The 18,195-nt window shown below is 76.2% G+C and carries 11 protein-coding genes and 1 pseudogene; 9 read left to right on the top strand and 3 right to left on the bottom strand.

Annotation, left to right across the window (positions count from 1 at the left end):
• Position 1: 1 nt before the first annotated feature.
• The 4 genes and pseudogenes from IE308_RS37485 to IE308_RS22100 all read left to right on the top strand — a co-directional run.
• Positions 2-601, top strand: a pseudogene (locus tag IE308_RS37485) (O-methyltransferase); the annotation flags it as partial.
• Between the two features lie 6 nt (positions 602-607).
• Positions 608-1,090, top strand: coding sequence for a S1 RNA-binding domain-containing protein (locus IE308_RS37480; protein ID WP_373314566.1), 483 nt, complete (start codon positions 608-610; stop codon positions 1,088-1,090).
• A 42-nt stretch (positions 1,091-1,132) separates the two neighbouring features.
• Positions 1,133-2,581, top strand: a complete 1,449-nt coding sequence (locus IE308_RS22105) for an acyl-CoA synthetase (protein WP_190219254.1) — start codon at positions 1,133-1,135, stop codon at positions 2,579-2,581.
• Positions 2,574-3,929 carry a carboxyl transferase domain-containing protein gene (locus IE308_RS22100; protein ID WP_190219253.1) on the top strand — a complete coding sequence of 452 codons (1,356 nt, stop codon included), beginning with the start codon at positions 2,574-2,576 and terminating at the stop codon, positions 3,927-3,929. Before IE308_RS22105 ends, IE308_RS22100 begins: the two co-directional genes overlap by 8 nt.
• 259 nt (positions 3,930-4,188) lie before the next feature.
• Here the strand turns inward: IE308_RS22100 and IE308_RS22095 are convergent, their stop codons facing one another.
• Positions 4,189-7,803, bottom strand: a complete 3,615-nt coding sequence (locus IE308_RS22095) for a S8 family serine peptidase (RefSeq protein ID WP_190219252.1) — start codon at positions 7,801-7,803, stop codon at positions 4,189-4,191.
• 244 nt (positions 7,804-8,047) lie between these two features.
• On the opposite strand from IE308_RS22095, the gene IE308_RS22090 reads away from it, so the two are divergent.
• The 5 genes from IE308_RS22090 to IE308_RS22070 all read left to right on the top strand — a co-directional run bounded on the left by IE308_RS22090 (position 8,048) and on the right by IE308_RS22070 (position 16,770).
• Positions 8,048-8,386 carry a CU044_2847 family protein gene (locus IE308_RS22090; RefSeq protein WP_110628001.1) on the top strand — a complete coding sequence of 113 codons (339 nt, stop codon included), beginning with the start codon at positions 8,048-8,050 and terminating at the stop codon, positions 8,384-8,386.
• Positions 8,383-10,146 carry a VMAP-C domain-containing protein gene (locus tag IE308_RS22085; RefSeq protein WP_190219251.1) on the top strand — a complete coding sequence of 588 codons (1,764 nt, stop codon included), beginning with the start codon at positions 8,383-8,385 and terminating at the stop codon, positions 10,144-10,146. Before IE308_RS22090 ends, IE308_RS22085 begins: the two co-directional genes overlap by 4 nt.
• Before the next feature lie 33 nt (positions 10,147-10,179).
• Entirely contained in the window at positions 10,180-11,208 is a 1,029-nt protein-coding gene (locus IE308_RS22080; RefSeq protein WP_110628003.1) for an AAA family ATPase, read from the top strand.
• The gene (locus IE308_RS22075) at positions 11,198-15,517 is read left to right on the top strand and encodes an SAV_2336 N-terminal domain-related protein (RefSeq protein ID WP_190219250.1); all 4,320 of its coding nucleotides are present in this window, start codon (positions 11,198-11,200) and stop codon (positions 15,515-15,517) included. The genes IE308_RS22080 and IE308_RS22075 overlap by 11 nt, the downstream gene beginning before the upstream one ends.
• A 215-nt stretch (positions 15,518-15,732) precedes the next feature.
• Positions 15,733-16,770 (top strand): rod shape-determining protein, encoded by a 1,038-nt coding sequence (locus IE308_RS22070; RefSeq protein ID WP_110628004.1) that lies wholly within the window; start codon positions 15,733-15,735, stop codon positions 16,768-16,770.
• 54 nt (positions 16,771-16,824) lie between these two features.
• Here IE308_RS22070 and IE308_RS22065 read toward each other — a convergent pair whose 3' ends face one another.
• Both IE308_RS22065 and IE308_RS22060 read right to left on the bottom strand, forming a co-directional pair.
• Positions 16,825-17,757, bottom strand: coding sequence for an anti-sigma factor RsbA family regulatory protein (locus tag IE308_RS22065; protein WP_190219249.1), 933 nt, complete (start codon positions 17,755-17,757; stop codon positions 16,825-16,827).
• Positions 17,754-18,098: an STAS domain-containing protein gene (locus IE308_RS22060; protein ID WP_110628006.1), complete on the bottom strand. Its 345-nt coding sequence runs from the start codon at positions 18,096-18,098 to the stop codon at positions 17,754-17,756. The genes IE308_RS22065 and IE308_RS22060 overlap by 4 nt, the downstream gene beginning before the upstream one ends.
• Positions 18,099-18,195 lie beyond the last annotated feature (97 nt).

The following is an 18,195-nucleotide window of genomic DNA, read 5'->3' as shown; positions in this document are numbered from 1 at the left end:
CATGTCTGTCGCCGGTACCGATGCCCACGCCCGTCTCGACCCCGCTCACCTGCCCCCGCTCGTCGCCCGGGCCGTCGCCGCCGCCCGCGCGCACGGCTTCCCGTACTCCTGCCGCCCCGAGCACGGGCGGCTGCTCCAGGCCCTCGCGGGCGGCGCCCGGACGGTGATCGGCGAGACCGGCACCGGATACGGCGTCGGTCTCGCCTGGCTCGCCTCCGGCGCGGGCGCGGACGTCCGGCTGGTCAGCGCGGAACGGGACCCGGAGCGGGCGCGCGTCGCGGCCGAGGTGTTCGCCGGGGACCCCCGGGTGACCGTGCTCACCGGCGACTGGACGCGGATCCACGAGGACGGGCCGTACGACCTGCTCGTGCTGGACGGCGGCGGGCAGGGCAAGACCGCGCACGACCCGGCCGCCGAGGTCAGCGGCCTCCTCGCCCCCGGCGGCACGGTGGTCCTCGACGACTTCACGCCGTCGGCCGGGTGGCCGCCGCTGCACGAGGGGAAGGTCGACACGGCCCGGCTGTACTGGCTGGAGCACCGGGCGCTGGACATGACGGAGATCCGCCTGGCGGACGACCTCGCCGCGCTCGTGGGCAGCCGGTGCCGGATGCGCGGGACCGAGACCGAGTGGCGGGGGCTGGAGCACGGGGACGTGGTGCGCGGGGTCGTGACGCACGTCGCGCCCTTCGGGGTGTTCGTGGAGCTGCCCGGCGCCCTCCAGGGGTTCGCCGCCGTCCCCGAGCTGGACTGGCACCGCTTCGACGCCGTGGAGGAGGTGGTCCGCGTCGGGCAGGAGGTCACCGCCGAGGTGCTGGCCTTCGACGTCGAGCGTGGGCAGGTGCGGCTGTCGCTGAAGGCCCTGGAGCCGGACCCGTGGCTCGCGTTCGCCCGCGAGAACCTGGGGCGCACGGTCCGCGGGCGGGTCACCAAGGTCGCCCCGATCGGGGTGTTCGTGCAGGTGGCCGACGGCGTGGAGGGGCTGGTGCCGCGGGAACTCCTCGACCGGGCCTGCGCGGTGGGCGACGAGCTGACCGTCGACGTGACCGGCATCAACCTCCGGCGCCGACGGATCGCGCTGGCCGTGGGGTAGGACGGATCCTGGTCCTTGCCGTCGTCCCCGAGGAGTCCTCGCGTGTCGTCCCTCTTCCCTTCCCTCACCCACGATCCCGGCGACCAGGTCGCCCTGCGGTTCGGCGACCGGTCCCTGTCGTACGCGCGGCTCGCGGCGGCGGCCGGGGCCGTGGCCGAGCGGGTGCGCGGGCGGGCCCGGGTCGCCGTGTGGGCGACGCCCTCGCTGGAGACGGCCGTCGGCGTGGTGGGCGTCCTGCTGGCCGGGGTGGCCGCCGTACCGCTCAACCCGAAGTCGGGCGCGGCGGAGCTGGCGCACATCCTGCGCGACAGCGCCCCGGCGCTGGTGCTCGCCGCGCCCGGCGACGAACTGCCCGAGCCGCTGCGGGATCTGCCCCGCGTCGATGTCGACGTGGACGCCGCCGGCCCCCGCCCCGACGACGGGGACGCCGGTGACGGCGACCCGGCGCTGGTCGTGTACACCTCCGGTACGACCGGCCCGCCCAAGGGTGCCGTGATCCCGCGCCGCGCGATCGCCGCGACCCTGGACGCGCTGGCCGACGCCTGGCAGTGGACCGGCGCGGACGTGCTGGTGCACGGGCTGCCGCTGTTCCATGTGCACGGGCTGGTGCTGGGCGTGCTGGGCCCGCTGCGGCGCGGGGGCTCGGTGCGGCACCTCGGCCGGTTCACCGCCGAGGGCGTCGCCCGGGAGCTGGGCGGCGGCGCGACCATGCTGTTCGGCGTGCCGACCATGTACCACCGGCTCGCCGAGGCACTGCCCGGCGACCCGGAGCTGTCCAAGGCGCTCGCCGGGGCGCGGCTGCTGGTGTCCGGGTCGGCGGCGCTGCCCGTGCACGACCACGAGCGGATCGCGGCGGCGACCGGGCGGCGGGTGATCGAGCGGTACGGCATGACGGAGACGCTGATGAACACCAGCGTCCGCGCCGACGGGGAGCCCCGGGCGGGGACGGTGGGTGTGCCGCTGCCGGGGGTGGAGCTGCGGCTCGTGGAGGAGGACGGGTCGCTCGTCGCGGCGTACGACGGGGAGACCGTCGGGGAAATCCAGGTGCGCGGGCCGAACCTGTTCACCGAGTACCTGAACCGGCCCGACGCGACGGCCGCCGCGTTCACCGCGGACGGCTGGTTCCGCACCGGGGACATGGCGGTGCGGGAGCCCGACGGGTATGTGCGGATCGTGGGGCGCAAGGCCACCGACCTGATCAAGAGCGGCGGGTTCAAGATCGGCGCGGGTGAGATCGAGAACGCGCTGCTGGAGCATCCGGGGGTGCGCGAGGCCGCGGTCACCGGGGAGCCGGACGCGGACCTGGGTGAGCGGATCGTCGCCTGGATCGTGCCCGTGGATCCACAGGCCCCGCCCGGCGCGGAGGAGTTGGCGGACCATGTCGCCGCCCGGCTCGCCCCGCACAAGCGGCCCCGGACCGTCCGCTACCTGGACGCGCTGCCCCGCAACGACATGGGCAAGATCATGAAGCGGGCGCTGACCCATGGCTGAGCGGCTGTCCGCCCGTGCCGCGCTCGCCCTCGTCACCGACGACTTCACCGAACTGCCCTACCCGGCAGGGGATTCCGGCCCTGACGGGCCGCTCGGCTGGGACGGTTACGACGCCGCTCGCGCCCGGGCCGCCGAGCGCACCGGCGAGTCGGAGTCCGTCGTCTGCGGCACGGGCAGCGTCGACGGCACGCGCGCGGTGCTGGTCTCCTTCGAGTTCGGCTTCCTCGGCGGCTCCCTCGGCGAACGCACCGGCGACCGGCTGGAGGCGGCCCACACGCACGCCCGGGAACACCGGCTGCCGGTCGCGGTGCTGGTGGCGACCGGCGGCAGCCGGATGCAGGAGGGCATGCTCGCGCTGACCCAGCTCCAGCGGGTGGCACGGCAGGCGGCGCTCACCCGGGAGGCGGGCCTGCCGCAGATCGCGGTCCTGCGGGACCCGACGACCGGCGGCGGCTGGGCCACCCTCGGCGCGGGCGCCGACGTGGTGCTCGCGCTGCCCGGCGCACAGGTCGGCTTCGCCGGCTCGCGGGTGCGGCCGGCGGACGCCGACCCGGCCGCGTACACGGCGGAGGCGCAGGTCGCGGCGGGCGCCGCCGACGCCGTCGTACCGGCCGGGGAGCTGCGGGCGGTGCTGGGCCGGTGGCTGCGGCTGCTCACGCGGCCGTCGCGGGAGCCCGCGCCGGTGCCGGAACCGCTCGGCACGCGGGACCTGCCGGCCTCCGGGCGGGACGCCGTACGCCGGGCCCGGGCGCCCGAACGGCCCCGCGCCGGGGCCTACTTGGACGCCTACTTCTCCGAGCGGGCCGCGATCAGCGGGGACCGGTGCGGCGGGACGGACCCGGGGATGCTGTGCGGGTTCGGGGAGCGGGACGGGCGGACGATCGCGTACGCCGCGCAGGCGGGCACGGCGACCCGGCCCGCCGGGTACCGGACCGCCGCCCGGCTGCTGCGGCTGGCGGACCGGCTCGGCATCCCGGTGCTGACGCTGGTGGACACCCCGGGCGCGGCCAACGACGCGGAGGCCGAGCGGCAGGGGGCGGGCGCGGCGATCGCCGACCTGTTCGGGGCGGTGGCGGCCGCGCGGACGCCGGTGACCTCGCTGCTGATCGGCGAGGGCGGCTCCGGCGGCGCGCTGGCGCTCGCCGCGCCCGGCCGCACCTGGGCCACGCCGGACAGCTACTTCTCGGTGATCGCACCCGAACTGGCCGCCGCGATCCTGAAGCGGCCGCCGGAGCGGGTGGCGGAGACGGCGGACCAACTCCGGCTCAGGCCGCAGGACTTGGCGGAACTCGGCGTGATCCGAACAGGGGATCAGATGTTCCCCGGAACAGGTGATCGTCACCCCTGAGGGCTACTGCGACGCCTGGGACTGACGAATACTTACGGTGTGCGAGCGACGGGCTGCAGACCGTAGCCGACGCACAGGTCCCACATCGACGTACCACTGCAAGGAGTTGCACGATCATGAACCTGCTCACCGACGTCCTCGCCGGCCTGGTCCACTTCATCGGCCGACTGGTCTGAGGACCGAGGCCCGAAGCAGCACACAGCGGCGCCGTCTCCCCGTCCCAGGGAGGCGGCGCCGCCGTTCGTGTATCCGCGGGCGGCTACTTCACACCCGCCGCGCGCAGGATCTCCTGCTGTACCCGGCCGCCGTGGTCGTCACGGGCGTAGGCCCGCAGTGAGACCGAGGCGGCGTCGCGCGGCACGGTGAGCGCGCCCCGCCAGGAGGCGCCGGTACCGGTCAGGGGCACGTCCCGCCAGGTCTTCCCGTCGTCGTACGACACCTCCAGGCGCCCGCCGCCGAGCGTCCCGGTGTCCGCGGCGCCCGCCACGTAGGAGGCGCGCAGGCCGACCGTCAGGCGGTGGCCGGCGCGGACCGTCCCGGTGAGGCCGGTGCCGATGTCGTAGGCGAGGTTGATCAGCGGCAGGACCGTGGCGCGGTCCTCGGGCGTGGCTGCGGAGCGGAACGTCCACTCCGAGCGGCCCTCGGTGGCGCGGCCCCAGCGGGCGGCGTCCAGAGCGGTCTCGGTGACGAGGGTGTAGGTGTGCTCGTCGGCGGGCGCGTCCCACACGTACGCGGCGGAGCCGGTACGCCGGTCGGCCTGCTCCCCGTCGAGGTACACCGAGGTGGTCTGGCGCAGGCCGCTCTCCTCGCTCCACACGTCGCCGAAGCCGGTGTGGTCGGGCCCGGAGTCGCCCCAGCCCGGCGTGTTGAACCGGAGCTGGTTCCCGGTGCGCTGCTGGCCCCAGCCGAGGCCGGTGCCGAGCCACGGGTGCCACACCGGCCGGAACCAGTTCAGCCCGGAACGGGTGCCGCCGCGGTAGGCGACGAGCCCGCTGCGCTCCTCCAGCGCGCCGTCGGCGGCGGTCACCGACTCGTGCCACAGCTGGCCGGGGCCGGTGGAGACGTAGTCGGTGCGCTCGGCGGGGTAGGCGACGCGCTCGCTGAAGCCGAGGCCGATGGGGAAGGTGCCGGTGATCGAGTAGCGGAACTCACCGCCCTGCACGGGCCGGGCGGCGTGGAACTTCACGTCTAGGGCGGCGAGTCGGCCCTCGTCCGGCGCGTAGGTGAGGTCGGTGTCCGGGATGCGGCCCGGGTGGCCCTCGGCGAGGTCGTACACGTACGGCGTGTTCACGGTGACGGTCGCGTCCACCCGGCCGGCCGCGCGCAGCCGCCCGGCGTCGGCGCTGTTCACTGTGGCGACGGGGAACGGTCGGTCGGTGCCGTCGTCGGCGCCCCACCAGGCGGTGAGCCGTCCGGGCCGGTCGTCGGTGACGAACAGCGCCCGCACGCCCGCGTCCTGTGCGGCCTGCGCGAGGGCCACCGGGTCGGCGCCGTCGGCGAGCCGGACCAGGGCGGCCTTCCCGCGCGCGTCCGCGGGGAAGTCGCCGTCCCCGGCGTCGACGAGCGGCAGCCGCAGCCGTCCGTCGGTGAGCGTGCCGCCGCTCTGCGCGACTGCCTCGGTGATGCCCCCGACCTGCAGCAGCGGCTTGCCCAGCCGCCACACGGTGCGGTACTCGAAGGTGCCCTGGGTGACCTGGTCGGTGGGCGCGGCGAAGACGCTGTCGTACGCGAGCGGTACCTGCACGGCGTCGAACAGGTCGGAGCCGTTCGCGGTGCGGTCGTACTCCATCAGCAGCTGCCGGGTCTCGGTGCGCCGGTCGACCGCGGCCCGGATCTCCCGCAGCCGCCGCCCGTCGAGGGTGACCTCGCGGTCCCGGTCGAGGGTGACCTCGGGCGCGGCGAGGAAGCCGAGGCCGAGGGAGTCGGCGCCGTGGCTGCCGCGGACGTCGAGGAAGGAGGTGAGGCTGTAGGTGCCGGGCGCGAGGCGCAGCTTGAGGGTGCCGGAGTCGCCGACGTGCGCGGGGAAGGGGTCGACGCCCTCGGTGAGCCGCTGGACGGCGAGGTCGGCGGCGGTGGGCGTGCCGTCGCGGTCGGCGACGTGGACGGTGAGGGTGTAGCGCTCCTCCTCCTTCACCAGCCCGACCGCGGTGTGCGCGAGGACGGTGCCGTGCGCGTCGGCGGCGAGGATCCGCCCGCTGCTCTCGCCGACGGGGGCCCGGGTGCCGTCGCCGGTGACGGTGGTGGCGGCGGTGCCGTGCGCGGGCACGGTCAGCGCGGTGTCGGCGAGGGTGGCGACGCCGTCGGGCAGACCGGTGACGGACAGCTTCAACTCGACCGGGGCGTCGGAGGAGTTGGTGTAGGTGAGGGTGCGCGTGACGGGCTTGTTCGCGTTGTACGGCCAGCTGAAGAAGCCGAGGTCCGCGCTGCCGGTGGCGGTGACCGCCGCGCCGACCGCGTCCGGCACACTGACCCGTCCCGCGCCCAACTGGTAGGCGGAGGCGTCGAGTTGCTTCGAGGTGGACATCAGCGCGTCCTTCAGCCGGGCGCCGGTCCAGTCGGGGTGCTCCTCGGCGAGCAGCGCGGCCACGCCCGCGACGTGCGGGGTCGCCATCGACGTACCGTCCATGGACGTGTACGGGCCGCTGCCCGGGGTGAGCCCTGAGCGGGCGGCGAGGATGCCGACGCCGGGGGCGGCGAGGTCGGGCTTGAGGGCGTTGTCGCCGGAGCGGGGGCCCGCGCTGGTGAACCAGGCCGCCCGGTCGGCGGAGTCGACCGCGCCGACGGTGAGCGCGGCGTCGGCGGCACCGGGCGAGCCGATGGAGGACGGGGTGCCGGTGTTCCCGGCCGCGACGACGAAGAGGGCGCCCGTCTCCGCGGACAGGGTGTTCACGGCCATCGCCATGGGATCGGTGCCGTCGCTGGGCTCCGTCGAGCCGAGGCTCATCGAGATCACCCGCGCGCGCACCTCACGGGCCGCCCACTCCATGCCGGCGATGATCTGCGACTCGCTGCCGGAACCCTGGTCGGAGAGCACCTTGCCGACGGCGAGCGTCGCCCCCGGCGCCACACCCCGCTCGGCGCCGTCGGAGGCGGCGCCGCTGCCGCCGACCGTGGAGGTGACGTGCGTGCCGTGGCCGTTGCGGTCGGCGACCTCCTGCCCCTCGACGAAGCTGCGCGTCGCGGTGACGCGGCCCGCGAGGTCGGGATGGGTCAGGTCCACGCCGGTGTCGAGGACGGCGACGGTGACGCCCTTGCCGGTGAGCCCGGCGTCCCAGGCCGCCCCGGTGCCGATCTGGGCGTTGCTTTCGGCCATGTCGGCCGTGACCCGCGCGTCCAGCCACACCTTCGCCACGCCCGCCTGCCGGGTCACCGCCCGCCAGAAGCCGCGCCCCTTGTCCGCCTCGACGGCCGCGCCCCGCACGCTCGGCAACGCCCGCGTCCGCTCGGCGCCGCCCGGGACGGCCGCCCGCGCGCCCTTGCCGTAGGTGACGATCAGCGGCAGCTCAGCGGTGCGGTCGTCGGTCAGGCCCTGCCGGATCAGTCCGCTGACGTCGAACAGCCGCCGGTCGAGCCGCCCGGCCCGCAGATACGGCAGGGCCTCGTCCGGTACGACGGTGATCTCGCCGTCCGCCACCCGGGTCCGCACGGCCCCCGTGGCGCCCCGGGGACGCTCCACGGAGACGGTCCGCCTGCCGCCGCCGAGGTCGGTGACGGTCACCTTGTCGCCGGTGACGAGGGTGACGGTACGGCTCGCGGCGGCGGTGCGCTCGGCGGGCCGGGCGGTGTCGGCGACCGCGGTACCCGTCGGCAGCAGGGCGAGCACGAGCCCGGCCGACAGGAGGGTCGCCCCGCGTCTGACAAGTGCACTGCGCATACAGGCCTCTCTTCGTCGCGTGTCCGAAGAGTCTCAGGGGACCTGCGGGGCAAGGGAGTTGGCGGGAGGAGGCGGAAACGTGCCCTGGCGGGTTCCCGCCACCGCCCGCCGGTCCGGCCGCTCGGCATCGCCGACCGGTCAGCCGCGCCGACCGGTCAGCCGCGCCGACCGGTTAGCCGCGCGACAACACCAAGTACCTTCCGTAACAATGGAGATGCACAGGGCGAGAGGCAACGGGGGCGATGTGGAAGACCTGGTGGAGTTCAAGACCGACGACGGCACGGTGGTCGCGGTCGAGGCGGCCGCGGAGGCCGGCGGCTCCCGGCTGGTGGCCCGCGGCGACGGCACGGTCCAGGCGGCGCGCACCTTCGAGGGCGCCCTGGAGGGGGTGCGGGCGGCGGCCGAGTCCGCGCTGCGCGTCTTCCGGGACGGCACGCTGCGGCCGGACGGCGTGGAGATCGAGTTCGGGGTGAAGCTGTCCGCGGAGACCGGCGCGATCATAGCCAAGGGCACCGCGGAGGGACATCTGGTGGTGAAGCTGACCTGGTCCCCGCCGGCCGGGGAGGCCGGCGCCGCCTCATGACCGGCGCCCCGACCGGCGTCCCGCACATCCCGCCGACCGGCACCCCGACCGGCGGCCCGTTCGCCCCACCGGCCGGTGCCGAGTGGCACGCGCGGATCGAGTGCGGCGGCCGGATCGCCGGCGCGGGCTTCCTGGTCACCCCCGACACCGTGCTGACCTGCGCCCATGTCGCGCTCGGCCGGGACGCGCCGACCGTGACCTTCACCGAGGGCGTCGGCTGCCCCACCGTGCCGGCCCGGGTCGTCGCGCACGGCGGCTGGGCGGGCGGCGCCACCGACCTGGGCGACCTCGCCGTGCTGCGGCTGGCCGAGCCGGTCCCGCTCGCGCCCGCCGCGCTCGCCCCGGCCGCCGCCGCGTACGGCACACCGCCGCGCAAACTGGTGGTGTACGGCTACCCGGACGGCTACGACGAGGGCACCCTCGCCGAGTACCGGATCACCGCACCCCAGCTGATCAAGCGGGAGTGGCTCCAGCTGGAGGCCTGGCAGCTCGACGGACAGCCGCTCGCGCCCGGCTTCTCGGGGGCCGCGGTCACCCTCGCCGACACCGGCGAGGTCGTCGGCATGGTCACGGCGTCCGGGACCCGCGGCGTGCGCAACGGGCGGATGATGCCCACCCACGTCATGGCCCGGTACTGGCCCGCCCTGGAGAGCCTGGTGCCGACGGCCGACCACACCACCGCCGACCGGACGCGGCTGCGCGCCCTGGTGGAGAAGGCGGCCCGGGCCGGCCTCGACTGCGATCCGGTACGGCTGTACACGGCCGCGGCCGACCCGTTCGACCCGCCGCCGCCCGACGAGGGCTTCGACTCGCTGCTGTCGGCGGCGCTGTTCGTGCTGTGCGAGCTGGACGGGCCCGGCGCCGCCCGCACGGTGGCCCGGTTCGCCGACCGCCTGGAGGAACTGCTGCACGTCCCGGCCGTCACCGGTGCGGCCCCGCCGGAGTGGGCGCCGATCCTGGTCGAGCTGGGACACAGCGGCGCCGGGGACGGCATGGTCCGCGTGGAGGTGTCCGCGTACAGCGGGGGCCGCCGCCATCCGGTCGCCTCGGACACCGTGCCGCAGTCCCGGCTGCGGACGCAGGTGCAGGAGGGCATCGAGGCCGCGTTCCGGTACCTCACGCCCGGCGCCGACGAACTGATCGCGTTCTCGCTGCCCCGCGACTGGCTGGACTGGCCGGTCGACCGGTGGGAGAAGGCCGCGGACGACGCCACCCCGCTCGGCTGTGTGCACCCGCTCGTCGTCACCGACCACAGCCGCCGCAAGGCCAGCACCCGGCATCTGCTCACCCGGGCCTGGATGCGGCTCGACGCCTGGCCCGCGGCGCGCGCCCACCGGGTGGAGTGCGGGGGCGCGGAGGAGCCCGGGCGGCTGCGGATGCGGCTGCGCCGGCCCGACGCCTGCCTCGCCGCCTTCGCCGCCGCGCCCGGCGCCGCCCGCACCCGGCCGCACTTCGACACCTCGCTGACCGCGCCCGCCCCCGTCGTCGTGTGGTCGCGGCGCGGCTGCGTCGGCGCGGGCGAGGCGGAGGGGTGCGCGGGCGGGGAGGGCTGCTCGGGCAAGGCGTTCCTCGACGAGCTGGACGCCGCCCTCGGCGCCGTACCGCCCGCCGAACTCCCGCGCCGGATCCTCGACTTACGCGAGGAGGCCGACACGGAGGACGGCCACTGGGCGCGGGACATCCAGCTGGTCTGGGACGACCCCCGGATCTTCGCCGACCCGCACGGCGGCGCCGCCCCCGCCCGGTCGCCGGTGGGCTGACCGGCGCCGTAGAACGGAGAGTTGAACCACCCCATGCCGCACTGGTCCGTGTACACCGGCAACAGCGCGCCGCACGACGGCATCGACGAGCTGCCCCCGCCCCCGCCCTGGCGGGCCTTCGACGGCGGCCCCGTGCTGCCCGCGCCGCACGACGGCGACGACGAGGCGGCCGTCTCCCCCGACCGGGTGCACCGGGCGAGGACGTACGTGGCGACCCCGGAGAGCGTCCGGCTCGTCAACGCGGCACTGGTGCTGCGCCGCCCCCTGCTGGTCACCGGGCCGCCCGGCACCGGCAAGTCCTCCCTCGCCTACGCGGTCGCCCGTGAGCTGCGGCTCGGCCCGGTGCTGCGCTGGAACATCACCAGCCGCAGCACCCTCGCCGACGGCCTGTACCAGTACGACCCGCTGTCCCGGCTGTACGCGGCCCGCCAGGCCGCCGCCCGGCCCGGCGAGGAGGTGTCCGGCACCCGCACCGACGTCGAGGACCACCTGCGGCTCGGCCCGCTCGGCACCGCCCTGCTCCCCTACGCCCGGCCGCGGGTCCTGCTCGTCGACGAGATCGACAAGAGCGACCTGGACCTGCCGAACGACCTGCTGAACGTGCTGGAGGAGGGCCAGTACGAGATCCCCGAGCTGGTCCGCGCCGCCCGCCGCTCGGCCGACACGGCGGAGGTCCTCGCCGACGGCACGGACACGCCGGTGACCGTGACCCGGGGCCGGGTGCGCTGCCGGGCCTTCCCGTTCGTCGTGCTGACCAGCAACGGCGAGCGCGAGTTCCCGCCCGCCTTCCTGCGCCGCTGCGTCCGGCTGCGGCTGCGGCGACCGGAGCGGGACCAGCTCACCGACATCGTCCGCGCCCACCTGGGCCCGGCGGCCGAGGGGGCGGAACCGCTGATCGCCCGCTTCCTGGCCCGCGCCTCGTCCGGCGAACTCGCCACCGACCAGCTGCTGAACGCCCTGTACCTCACCGGCGTCGCGGGCCTGGACCCGGCCTCGCGCGACGAGCTGGCCGAACAGCTGATGCCGTACCTGAGCGCGGCGGCGGACGGCGATGGCTTCTGACAGCGGCCCCGGAGCGGCTCCGCTGGACCGGCTGTCCGCCCTGCTGACGGCCGCCGCGGACGCCGTGCCGACGCCCCGGGAGCTGGCGGAGGTGCTGTGGCTGGCGGGGCAGTTGGCGTCGGAGGAGGGTGCCGCGGACACCCCGGACGCCGGTGCGCGCACCGCCGGGCCGGCCCCCGCGCGCCCGCCCGTACCGCCGCCGTCCCCGCACACCGGGCAGGCCCCGCCAGCGCCCCTGCCGGCCCAGTCCCCCGGCGCCGCCCACACCGACCGGATCCCCCTGCGCCTGCCCGCGCCCCGCCCGTCGGACCGCGCGGCGCCCGGCGGTGGCCGTCCGCTGCTCGCGCCCGCACCGCCCATGCTGCACCGCCCGCTCGCGCTCCAGCGCGCGCTGCGCCCGCTGGGCCGCCGGGTGCCGTCGCCGCATACCCGGGTGCTGGACGAGCGGGCCACCGCCGAGCGCATCGCCCGCCTCGGCGCCGACCCGGAGGTGTGGGTGCCGGTGCTGCGCCCCGCCCCCGACCGCTGGCTGCGGCTGAACCTGGTGCACGACACCGGCCCGACCATGCCGGTCTGGCGCCCGCTCGTCCGCGAACTGCACGCCCTGCTCTCCCAGTCGGGCCTGTTCCGCACGGTCACCCTCCACCCGGCCGGCCCCGACGGGCGCGCCCGGCACGTCCCCGACCCCGGCGACGGCCGTACCGTCACCCTGGTCGTCAGCGACTGCACGGGCCCGCAGTGGCGGCCCGGCCCGGCGGGCGAGCGCTGGTACGGCACCCTGCGGCACTGGTCGGCCCGGATGCCGGTGGCCGTCGTACAGCCGCTGCCCGAACACCTGTGGGCCGGCACCGCCCTGCCCGCCGGCCCCGGACTGCTCACGTCCCCCGCCTCGGCGGCACCCTCGGCCGCGCTGACCTTCACCCCGTACGACCCCGACGCCGCGCCCGCGCCGCCCGGTGCGCTGCCCCTGCCGGTGCTGGAGCCGGGTGCGCCCTGGCTGGCCCACTGGGCGCGGCTGGTGGCCGCGGTCGGCGGCGGGCGTACGCCCGCGGCGGTGGCCTGGCTTCCGCCGGTGCCCGGGCCCCCGGACGACCCGGCGCCCGACCCCGCCGCGTCCGGCGCGGAGGATCTGGTGCTGCGGTTCCGGGCGACGGCCTCCCCGGAGGCGTTCCGGCTCGCCGGGCACCTGGCGCTGGGGGTGCCGTCGCTGCCGGTGATGCGGCTGGTGCAGCGCACGGTGGAGCGGGCGCCGCGGCCGCAGCATCTGGCGGAGGTGATCCTCAGCGGCATGCTGACGGCCGTACCGGGCCCGCCGGGCTCCTACGACTTCCGGCCCGGCGTGCGCGACCTGCTGCTGCGCAGCCTGCCGCGTTCGGCCCGCGGCCGCACCCGCGAGTTCCTCGCCGAGGTGGGCGGCCTGATCGACGAGCGGGCGGGCCTGGCGGCCGGGGAGTTCGAGGCGACGGCCGGCCCGGGCGACGGGCCGGGGGGCACGGCGTTCGCGACGGTCAGCGAGGAGACGGTACGCCGGCTGGGCGGCGCCGATCCCGCCGGGCAGCTGGTGGGCGGGCGGTACCGGCTGGTGGGGCAGCGCGGGCCGGGGCTGCGGTTGTGGGAGGCGGTGGACGTCACGACCGAGCGGCGGGTCGTGGTCCACCGGTATCCCGAGCAGCGGGACACGTCCCTCTTCGCCGACCAGGCGCGGACCCTGTCCGGGATCGACCATCCGCATGTGGTGCGGGTGCTGGACCACGGCGTGGAGGACCGGCTCCCCTACCTGGTCACGGAGTTCGTCGACGGGGTGACCCTGGCCGAGCTGTGCCCGGGCCCGATACCCCGGCTGTCCTTCCGGGCCTTCGCCCGCCTGGTCGGTCAGGGCTGGAGCGGCCTGCGCGCCCTGCACGCCCGCGGGCTGGTGCGCGGGCAGCGGGGTCCCACGGGCCTCCTGCTGGAATTCGACGGCACCGTGCGGATCGGCCGGTTCGCGCTCGGCGAGGAGGCCCGGGGCAAGGACGCGCGGTCGGACGAGCAGGACTTCCTCACGCTGCTGAAGGAGCTGGCCCTCAACGTCGTCGTACCGCCTGACCACCGGCGCCTCCTGGAGCTGATCCACGCCGGCGACCTGGCCCGGGCGGCCCGCCTGGCCGTCGGCCAGGACAACACCGCCTTCGGGGGACCCGAGCGCAGCTTCACCCTGCTCGGGCCGCCGCGGATCAGCGCCGGTGACCGGGTGCTGGAGCCGCCCTCGCCGCGCGCCCTGGCCCTGCTGTCCATGCTGCTGCACGCGCAGGGCCGCCGGGTCACCCGGGCCGAGCTGGCCGAGGGGCTGTGGGAGGAACCGCCCCCGGCGGACGAACTGCTCCCGCACCTCACGGATCTGGTGCTGGAGCTGCGCCGCGTGGTGGCCGACGGCTCCCTGGTCGACCTCGCGGACGGCTGGGCCCTGCACGTCCCCGACGCCCATGTCGACCTCCGTCTCCTTGAGGAGGCCATCCGGGACAGCGAGCGCCTGGGCGAGGCACGTGCCCTCTTCTACGGCGACCCCTTGGAGGGCGTCCCCGGACCGGCCGCGGCCGCCGCCCGCACCCGGCTGCGGGCCCTGCGCGACCACCTGGACCTGGAGGTTCCGCCACCGCCGGCCCGGCCGACGATCACCTTCCTGGCCGACGGGAACCTCTCCGGCCACCCGGAGGCCCGCATCACCCTGGAGTACGCCGTCCACGAGATGCTCTCCCGCGGCGCCCTCACCCCCGACCAGTACGACGTGCGGGTCCGCGACGACGGCTACGAGGTCCGTACCGCTCCCGGCACGTACCTGCTGCCCGTGCTGGTGGCGATCCTGCGCGGCCTGCCCGAGGTGCTCTCCGGTCTGGCCGGGCAGCCGCGGCTCAGGGTGCTGCTCTGGTCGGACGACGACCCGCCGTCCGACCGGGACCGGCTGGCGGAGAGCCTGCTGCGCGTCTCCCTCGTCGTCACCGTCTCCCCCACCCTCTACGAGCAGTTCACCGCCAGCTCCGCCGCGCAGGGCCCGCACCGCTTCCAGCCGCTGCTCGACGGCGGCCCCGACACACCGCCCGTCGCCTGGTCCTGCCCGCTGACGGAGGACGGCGGGCAACGGGACCTGGTGCGCGGCCCGTTCATCACGCAGGACCTCCGCCGGCTCGGCGTCCCCGCGCCCGGCCGGACGGCGATCGTGCACACCCGGCCCGACGGCCCGCTGACCCTGCTCAACCCGGCCGACCCGTACGACGGACAGCCGCCGGGCGCACGGACGTACTACGAGGTGGACCTCACCCCGCAGCACAGCAGCTACCGCGTGTCGCTGCCCAGCTCCGGCAAGGGCGCCTTCGCCGGCGCGGTGGAGCTGTTCTGGCACGTGGAGGACGCGGTGGCGTTCGTGCGGTCGGAGACCGAGCGGGTGGCGCAGCCGCTCCTGGACCACCTGCTGGAGTCGGCCTCCCGCATCACCCGCCGCCATCCGCTGCGCCGGGCCGGTGCGGCGCAGCGCGCGGTGAACACGGGCGTGGGCCGCTGGCCGGTGCCGGGCCTGTCGGTGTCGTACGCGGTGATCCTCGCGCCGGAGGGCAGCCCGCTGCCGCTGCCGGAGCCGTCCGCGCCGGCCACGCCCGCGCTGCCGGACCTGCTCGCCGGTGCCGAGACGGTGCTGGTCGGCTTCGACGGGCCGATCGCCCGGTTGTACTCGGCGCAGACGGCGCGCGAGGCGGTGCTGGAGCTGATGTCGGTCGTCACCGAGCACCGCACCGACGGCGGCAGCCCGCTGCCGGCCGGGCCGGGGCGGGAGGCGTTCGTGCACCCGCTGGACGTGCTGCGGGCGTTCGCCCAGGACCGGCTGGGGCCGTTGCTGCGGCAGCGGCTGGACGAGATCGAGCTGCGGGCCGTGCCGGACGCGCCGACGACCCACAACTCGGTGGCGCTGGTGCGGGCCCTGCACGAGGCGGGGCGCCGGGTCGCGGTGGTGTCGGACGTGTGCGAACTGGCGGTTCTCCGGTATGTCGACCCGTACGGGCTGCCGCTCGCCGGTGTGCACGGCCGGGATCAGGACCTGACGCGCCTCATGCCCGACCCGCACTGCCTGGCCGGCGCCATCGGCCACGCCTCCACCGGTCCGGGGCCGAACGGACTGCTCGTCAGCTCCTCGCCTGCGGAGGTCGCGGCGGCCCAGCGGCTCGGCCTGCGCTGTGTGGGCCTGGCCCGCAATCCGGCGGTGGAGCGGAGCCTCAGGGAGGCGGGGTGCGATCTGACCGTCTCCTCGCTGCGGCCGCTGCTGGACGCCGTACGCACACTCTGACCCGCCGTCACCCTGGCACCACTTACCTGAACTCTACTTCGGACATAGCACCCGAAACCCCCATTCGGCGGCGCCCCGCCCGGCCCTCTCCAGCAGGCGGCGCCCCCGCGGCCCCCGCACGATGCGAGAAAGGCCGCCACCCGGCGGCCCGCCCACCCGCCAGGCCCGCCACACCGGCGGCGCCGCCACGGTCTGCGCTCTCGGGAGGACCTGCCATGACCGCCAGTCTGGAGCAGCTGCGCCGCTGCCACTTCGCCGTCGACCTGGGGGCGGCGCGGACGCGGGTCTACGTCAAGGGGGCGGGGCTCGTCGTGGACCAGCCGTCCGCCGCCGCCGTCAACACCCGCACCGGCGCACTCATCGCGGTCGGCGAGTTCGCCGAGAAGATGACCGGCCGCACCCCGCACTACATCCGCGTCGTCCGGCCCGTCTCCGGCGGCACCGTCGTCGACATCGAGATGGCCCAGCGCATGCTGCGGCACCTGATCGGCGACAAGATCCGCCGCCAGCTGCGCCGCAAGCCGTTCCTGCGGGCCGCCGCCTGCACCCCGCACGACGCCGACCCGCTCGCCCAGCGCGCCGCGATCGAGACGCTCGTCGGACTCGGCGCGCGGCGCGTGGAGCTGGTCGACACGCTGATCGCCGCCGCCGTCGGCTGCGGGCTGCCGGTGGAGCGCCCCGAGGCCACCATGATCATGGTGTGCGGGGCGGCCGCGACCCAGGTGGCGGTGCTCTCCCTCGGCTCCATCGTCACCGCCGAGCGGATCCCGGTGGGCGGCGAGGCCGTCGACCACGCGATCGTGCAGCACCTGCGGCACGAGCACGAGCTGATGCTGCCCAGCCAGTCGGTACGGCCGCTGCAGATCGCCCTGTCCGGCAACGGGCTCACCCCGCACGGCCCGGCCTCCACGGAGATCCACGGCCGGGACGTCGCGACCGGCCTCGCCCGCTCCGTGGAGATCGACACCGCGGCCGTGCGCGACGCCATCCAGACCCCGCTGACGGCCGTCCTCGACGGCATCGGCAAGGTGCTGCGGGACTGCCCGCCCGACCTCGTGGCCGACCTCGCCGACCGCGGCATCATGATGGTCGGCGGCAGCGCGCTGCTGCCCGGCTTCGACCAGATGCTGCGGCAGGCCACCGGCATGCCGGTGCACATCGCGGAACGCCCCGACGTGTGCGCCGTCCAGGGCCTCGGCTACATGCTGGAGGGCCGGATCGAGCCGCTGACCCTGGACCCGCTGGCCGGCTGACCCGTCCGCCTCCCCGGCACGACCGGCGAGACACCGCCCGGGGCTGAGCCCGCGTCAGGCGGAGAGGTAGGCCCGGACCGCCGTGCCCTCGTCGCCGGTGTGCATCCGGACCAGGTCGGAGACGAGGTTCACCAGCAGCAGGCCGCGCCCGCCGCGCCGGTCGCGCGGGACGGGCCGGCGGCCGGCCAGCGGGTCGGTGAGCCGGCCCGAGTCGCGGACCTCGCACACCACGTACCCGCCCTCGGCCCACACCCGCAGGGTGCCCGAGCCCCCGCCGTGCACCACGCTGTTGGTGGTCAGCTCGGCGGTGACGAGCGCCAGGTCGTCCAGCCGGACCCCGGTCAGCCCGAGCCGTTGGCCCTCGGCGACGGCGTGGTGCCGGGCCGGGGACAGCGCGTCGGCGGTGAAGGCGAACGGCGGCACGCCGGACGGGGCGGCCGGCAACGGCACGTTGTACCGGGCGACGACCTCGTCCGGGGCGTACGCGGGGCTGTCCAGCGCCTCGGTGGAGCCGGTGGGGATGACGGTGGGGTGGGTGGCGTGCGCGTCGGCGAGGACCCGCTCGTCCAGCCGGTCCACGTCGTACGGGCACAGGATGGTCACCGGACGCCCCCGGAACGCGGCGTTGATCAGCGCCTCGTGCTGGGCGCAGGCCGGGTACTCGGTGCTGCTGCGCCCGGCCCAGATCGGCTCGCCGATGATGCGCACCCGGCGGTCGGCCGGCTGGGCGTCGGCGAAGGCGCGCAGCACGCCGGGGATGATGCGGCCGGGGTTGCGCCCGGCCTCCCGCATGTCCAGCAGCCGCACGGCCGCGGCCTCGTCACCGAGCCCGTCCCGGATCAGGTCCAGGTTCTCCCCGGGCACGGCGACGGCGACGGGCTCACCGGCGGCCAGCCCGGCACGTACGAAGGAGAGGGTGCCGGCCAGGTACTCGGACTCGCCCCGGTAGAACAGGGCAGGATGCACGAAGGGGTCGGCGGCACTCATGACTTCGACACCTCGATCGCCGGATGGTCGGGCCAGAACATCTCCAGCACCCTGCACAGGGCGGGGGGCGGCCGGTGGAGCACGATACGCCGTCCGGCGGGCATCCGACGAGCGGCGGCCGCCAGCGCACCCGCCCCGCCGACGTCCACGAAGGTGAGCGCCGACAGTTCGAGGACGTACCCACCGCAGCATACGTCCGCGCCCTCGCGGACCGCCCGGTCCAGGGCCGCTTCCCACACGCCGTACGTGCCGAGGCTGACCTCGCCGGTGGCTTTCAGGCCCGGCGCGCCGGGCAGCGGGCACACGGTCAGCGCGGCTGCCGTCTCCGTACCCCGTTCCATGTCGCCCCCGTCCACACCTGTCTCCCGACTGCTCCCCCGTGCCGGTCCCCCTACCCTCCTGGGACCCGCTGACACCCCGCCACGTGTACGCCGCCGT

Origin of the sequence: Streptomyces griseosporeus, assembly GCF_014656055.1 — a bacterium.
In the GTDB taxonomy this organism is placed as follows: domain Bacteria; phylum Actinomycetota; class Actinomycetes; order Streptomycetales; family Streptomycetaceae; genus Streptomyces; species Streptomyces griseosporeus.
The sequence above is the reverse complement of the archived record's forward strand: the minus strand, read 5'-3'. Positions and strand labels throughout refer to the sequence as shown.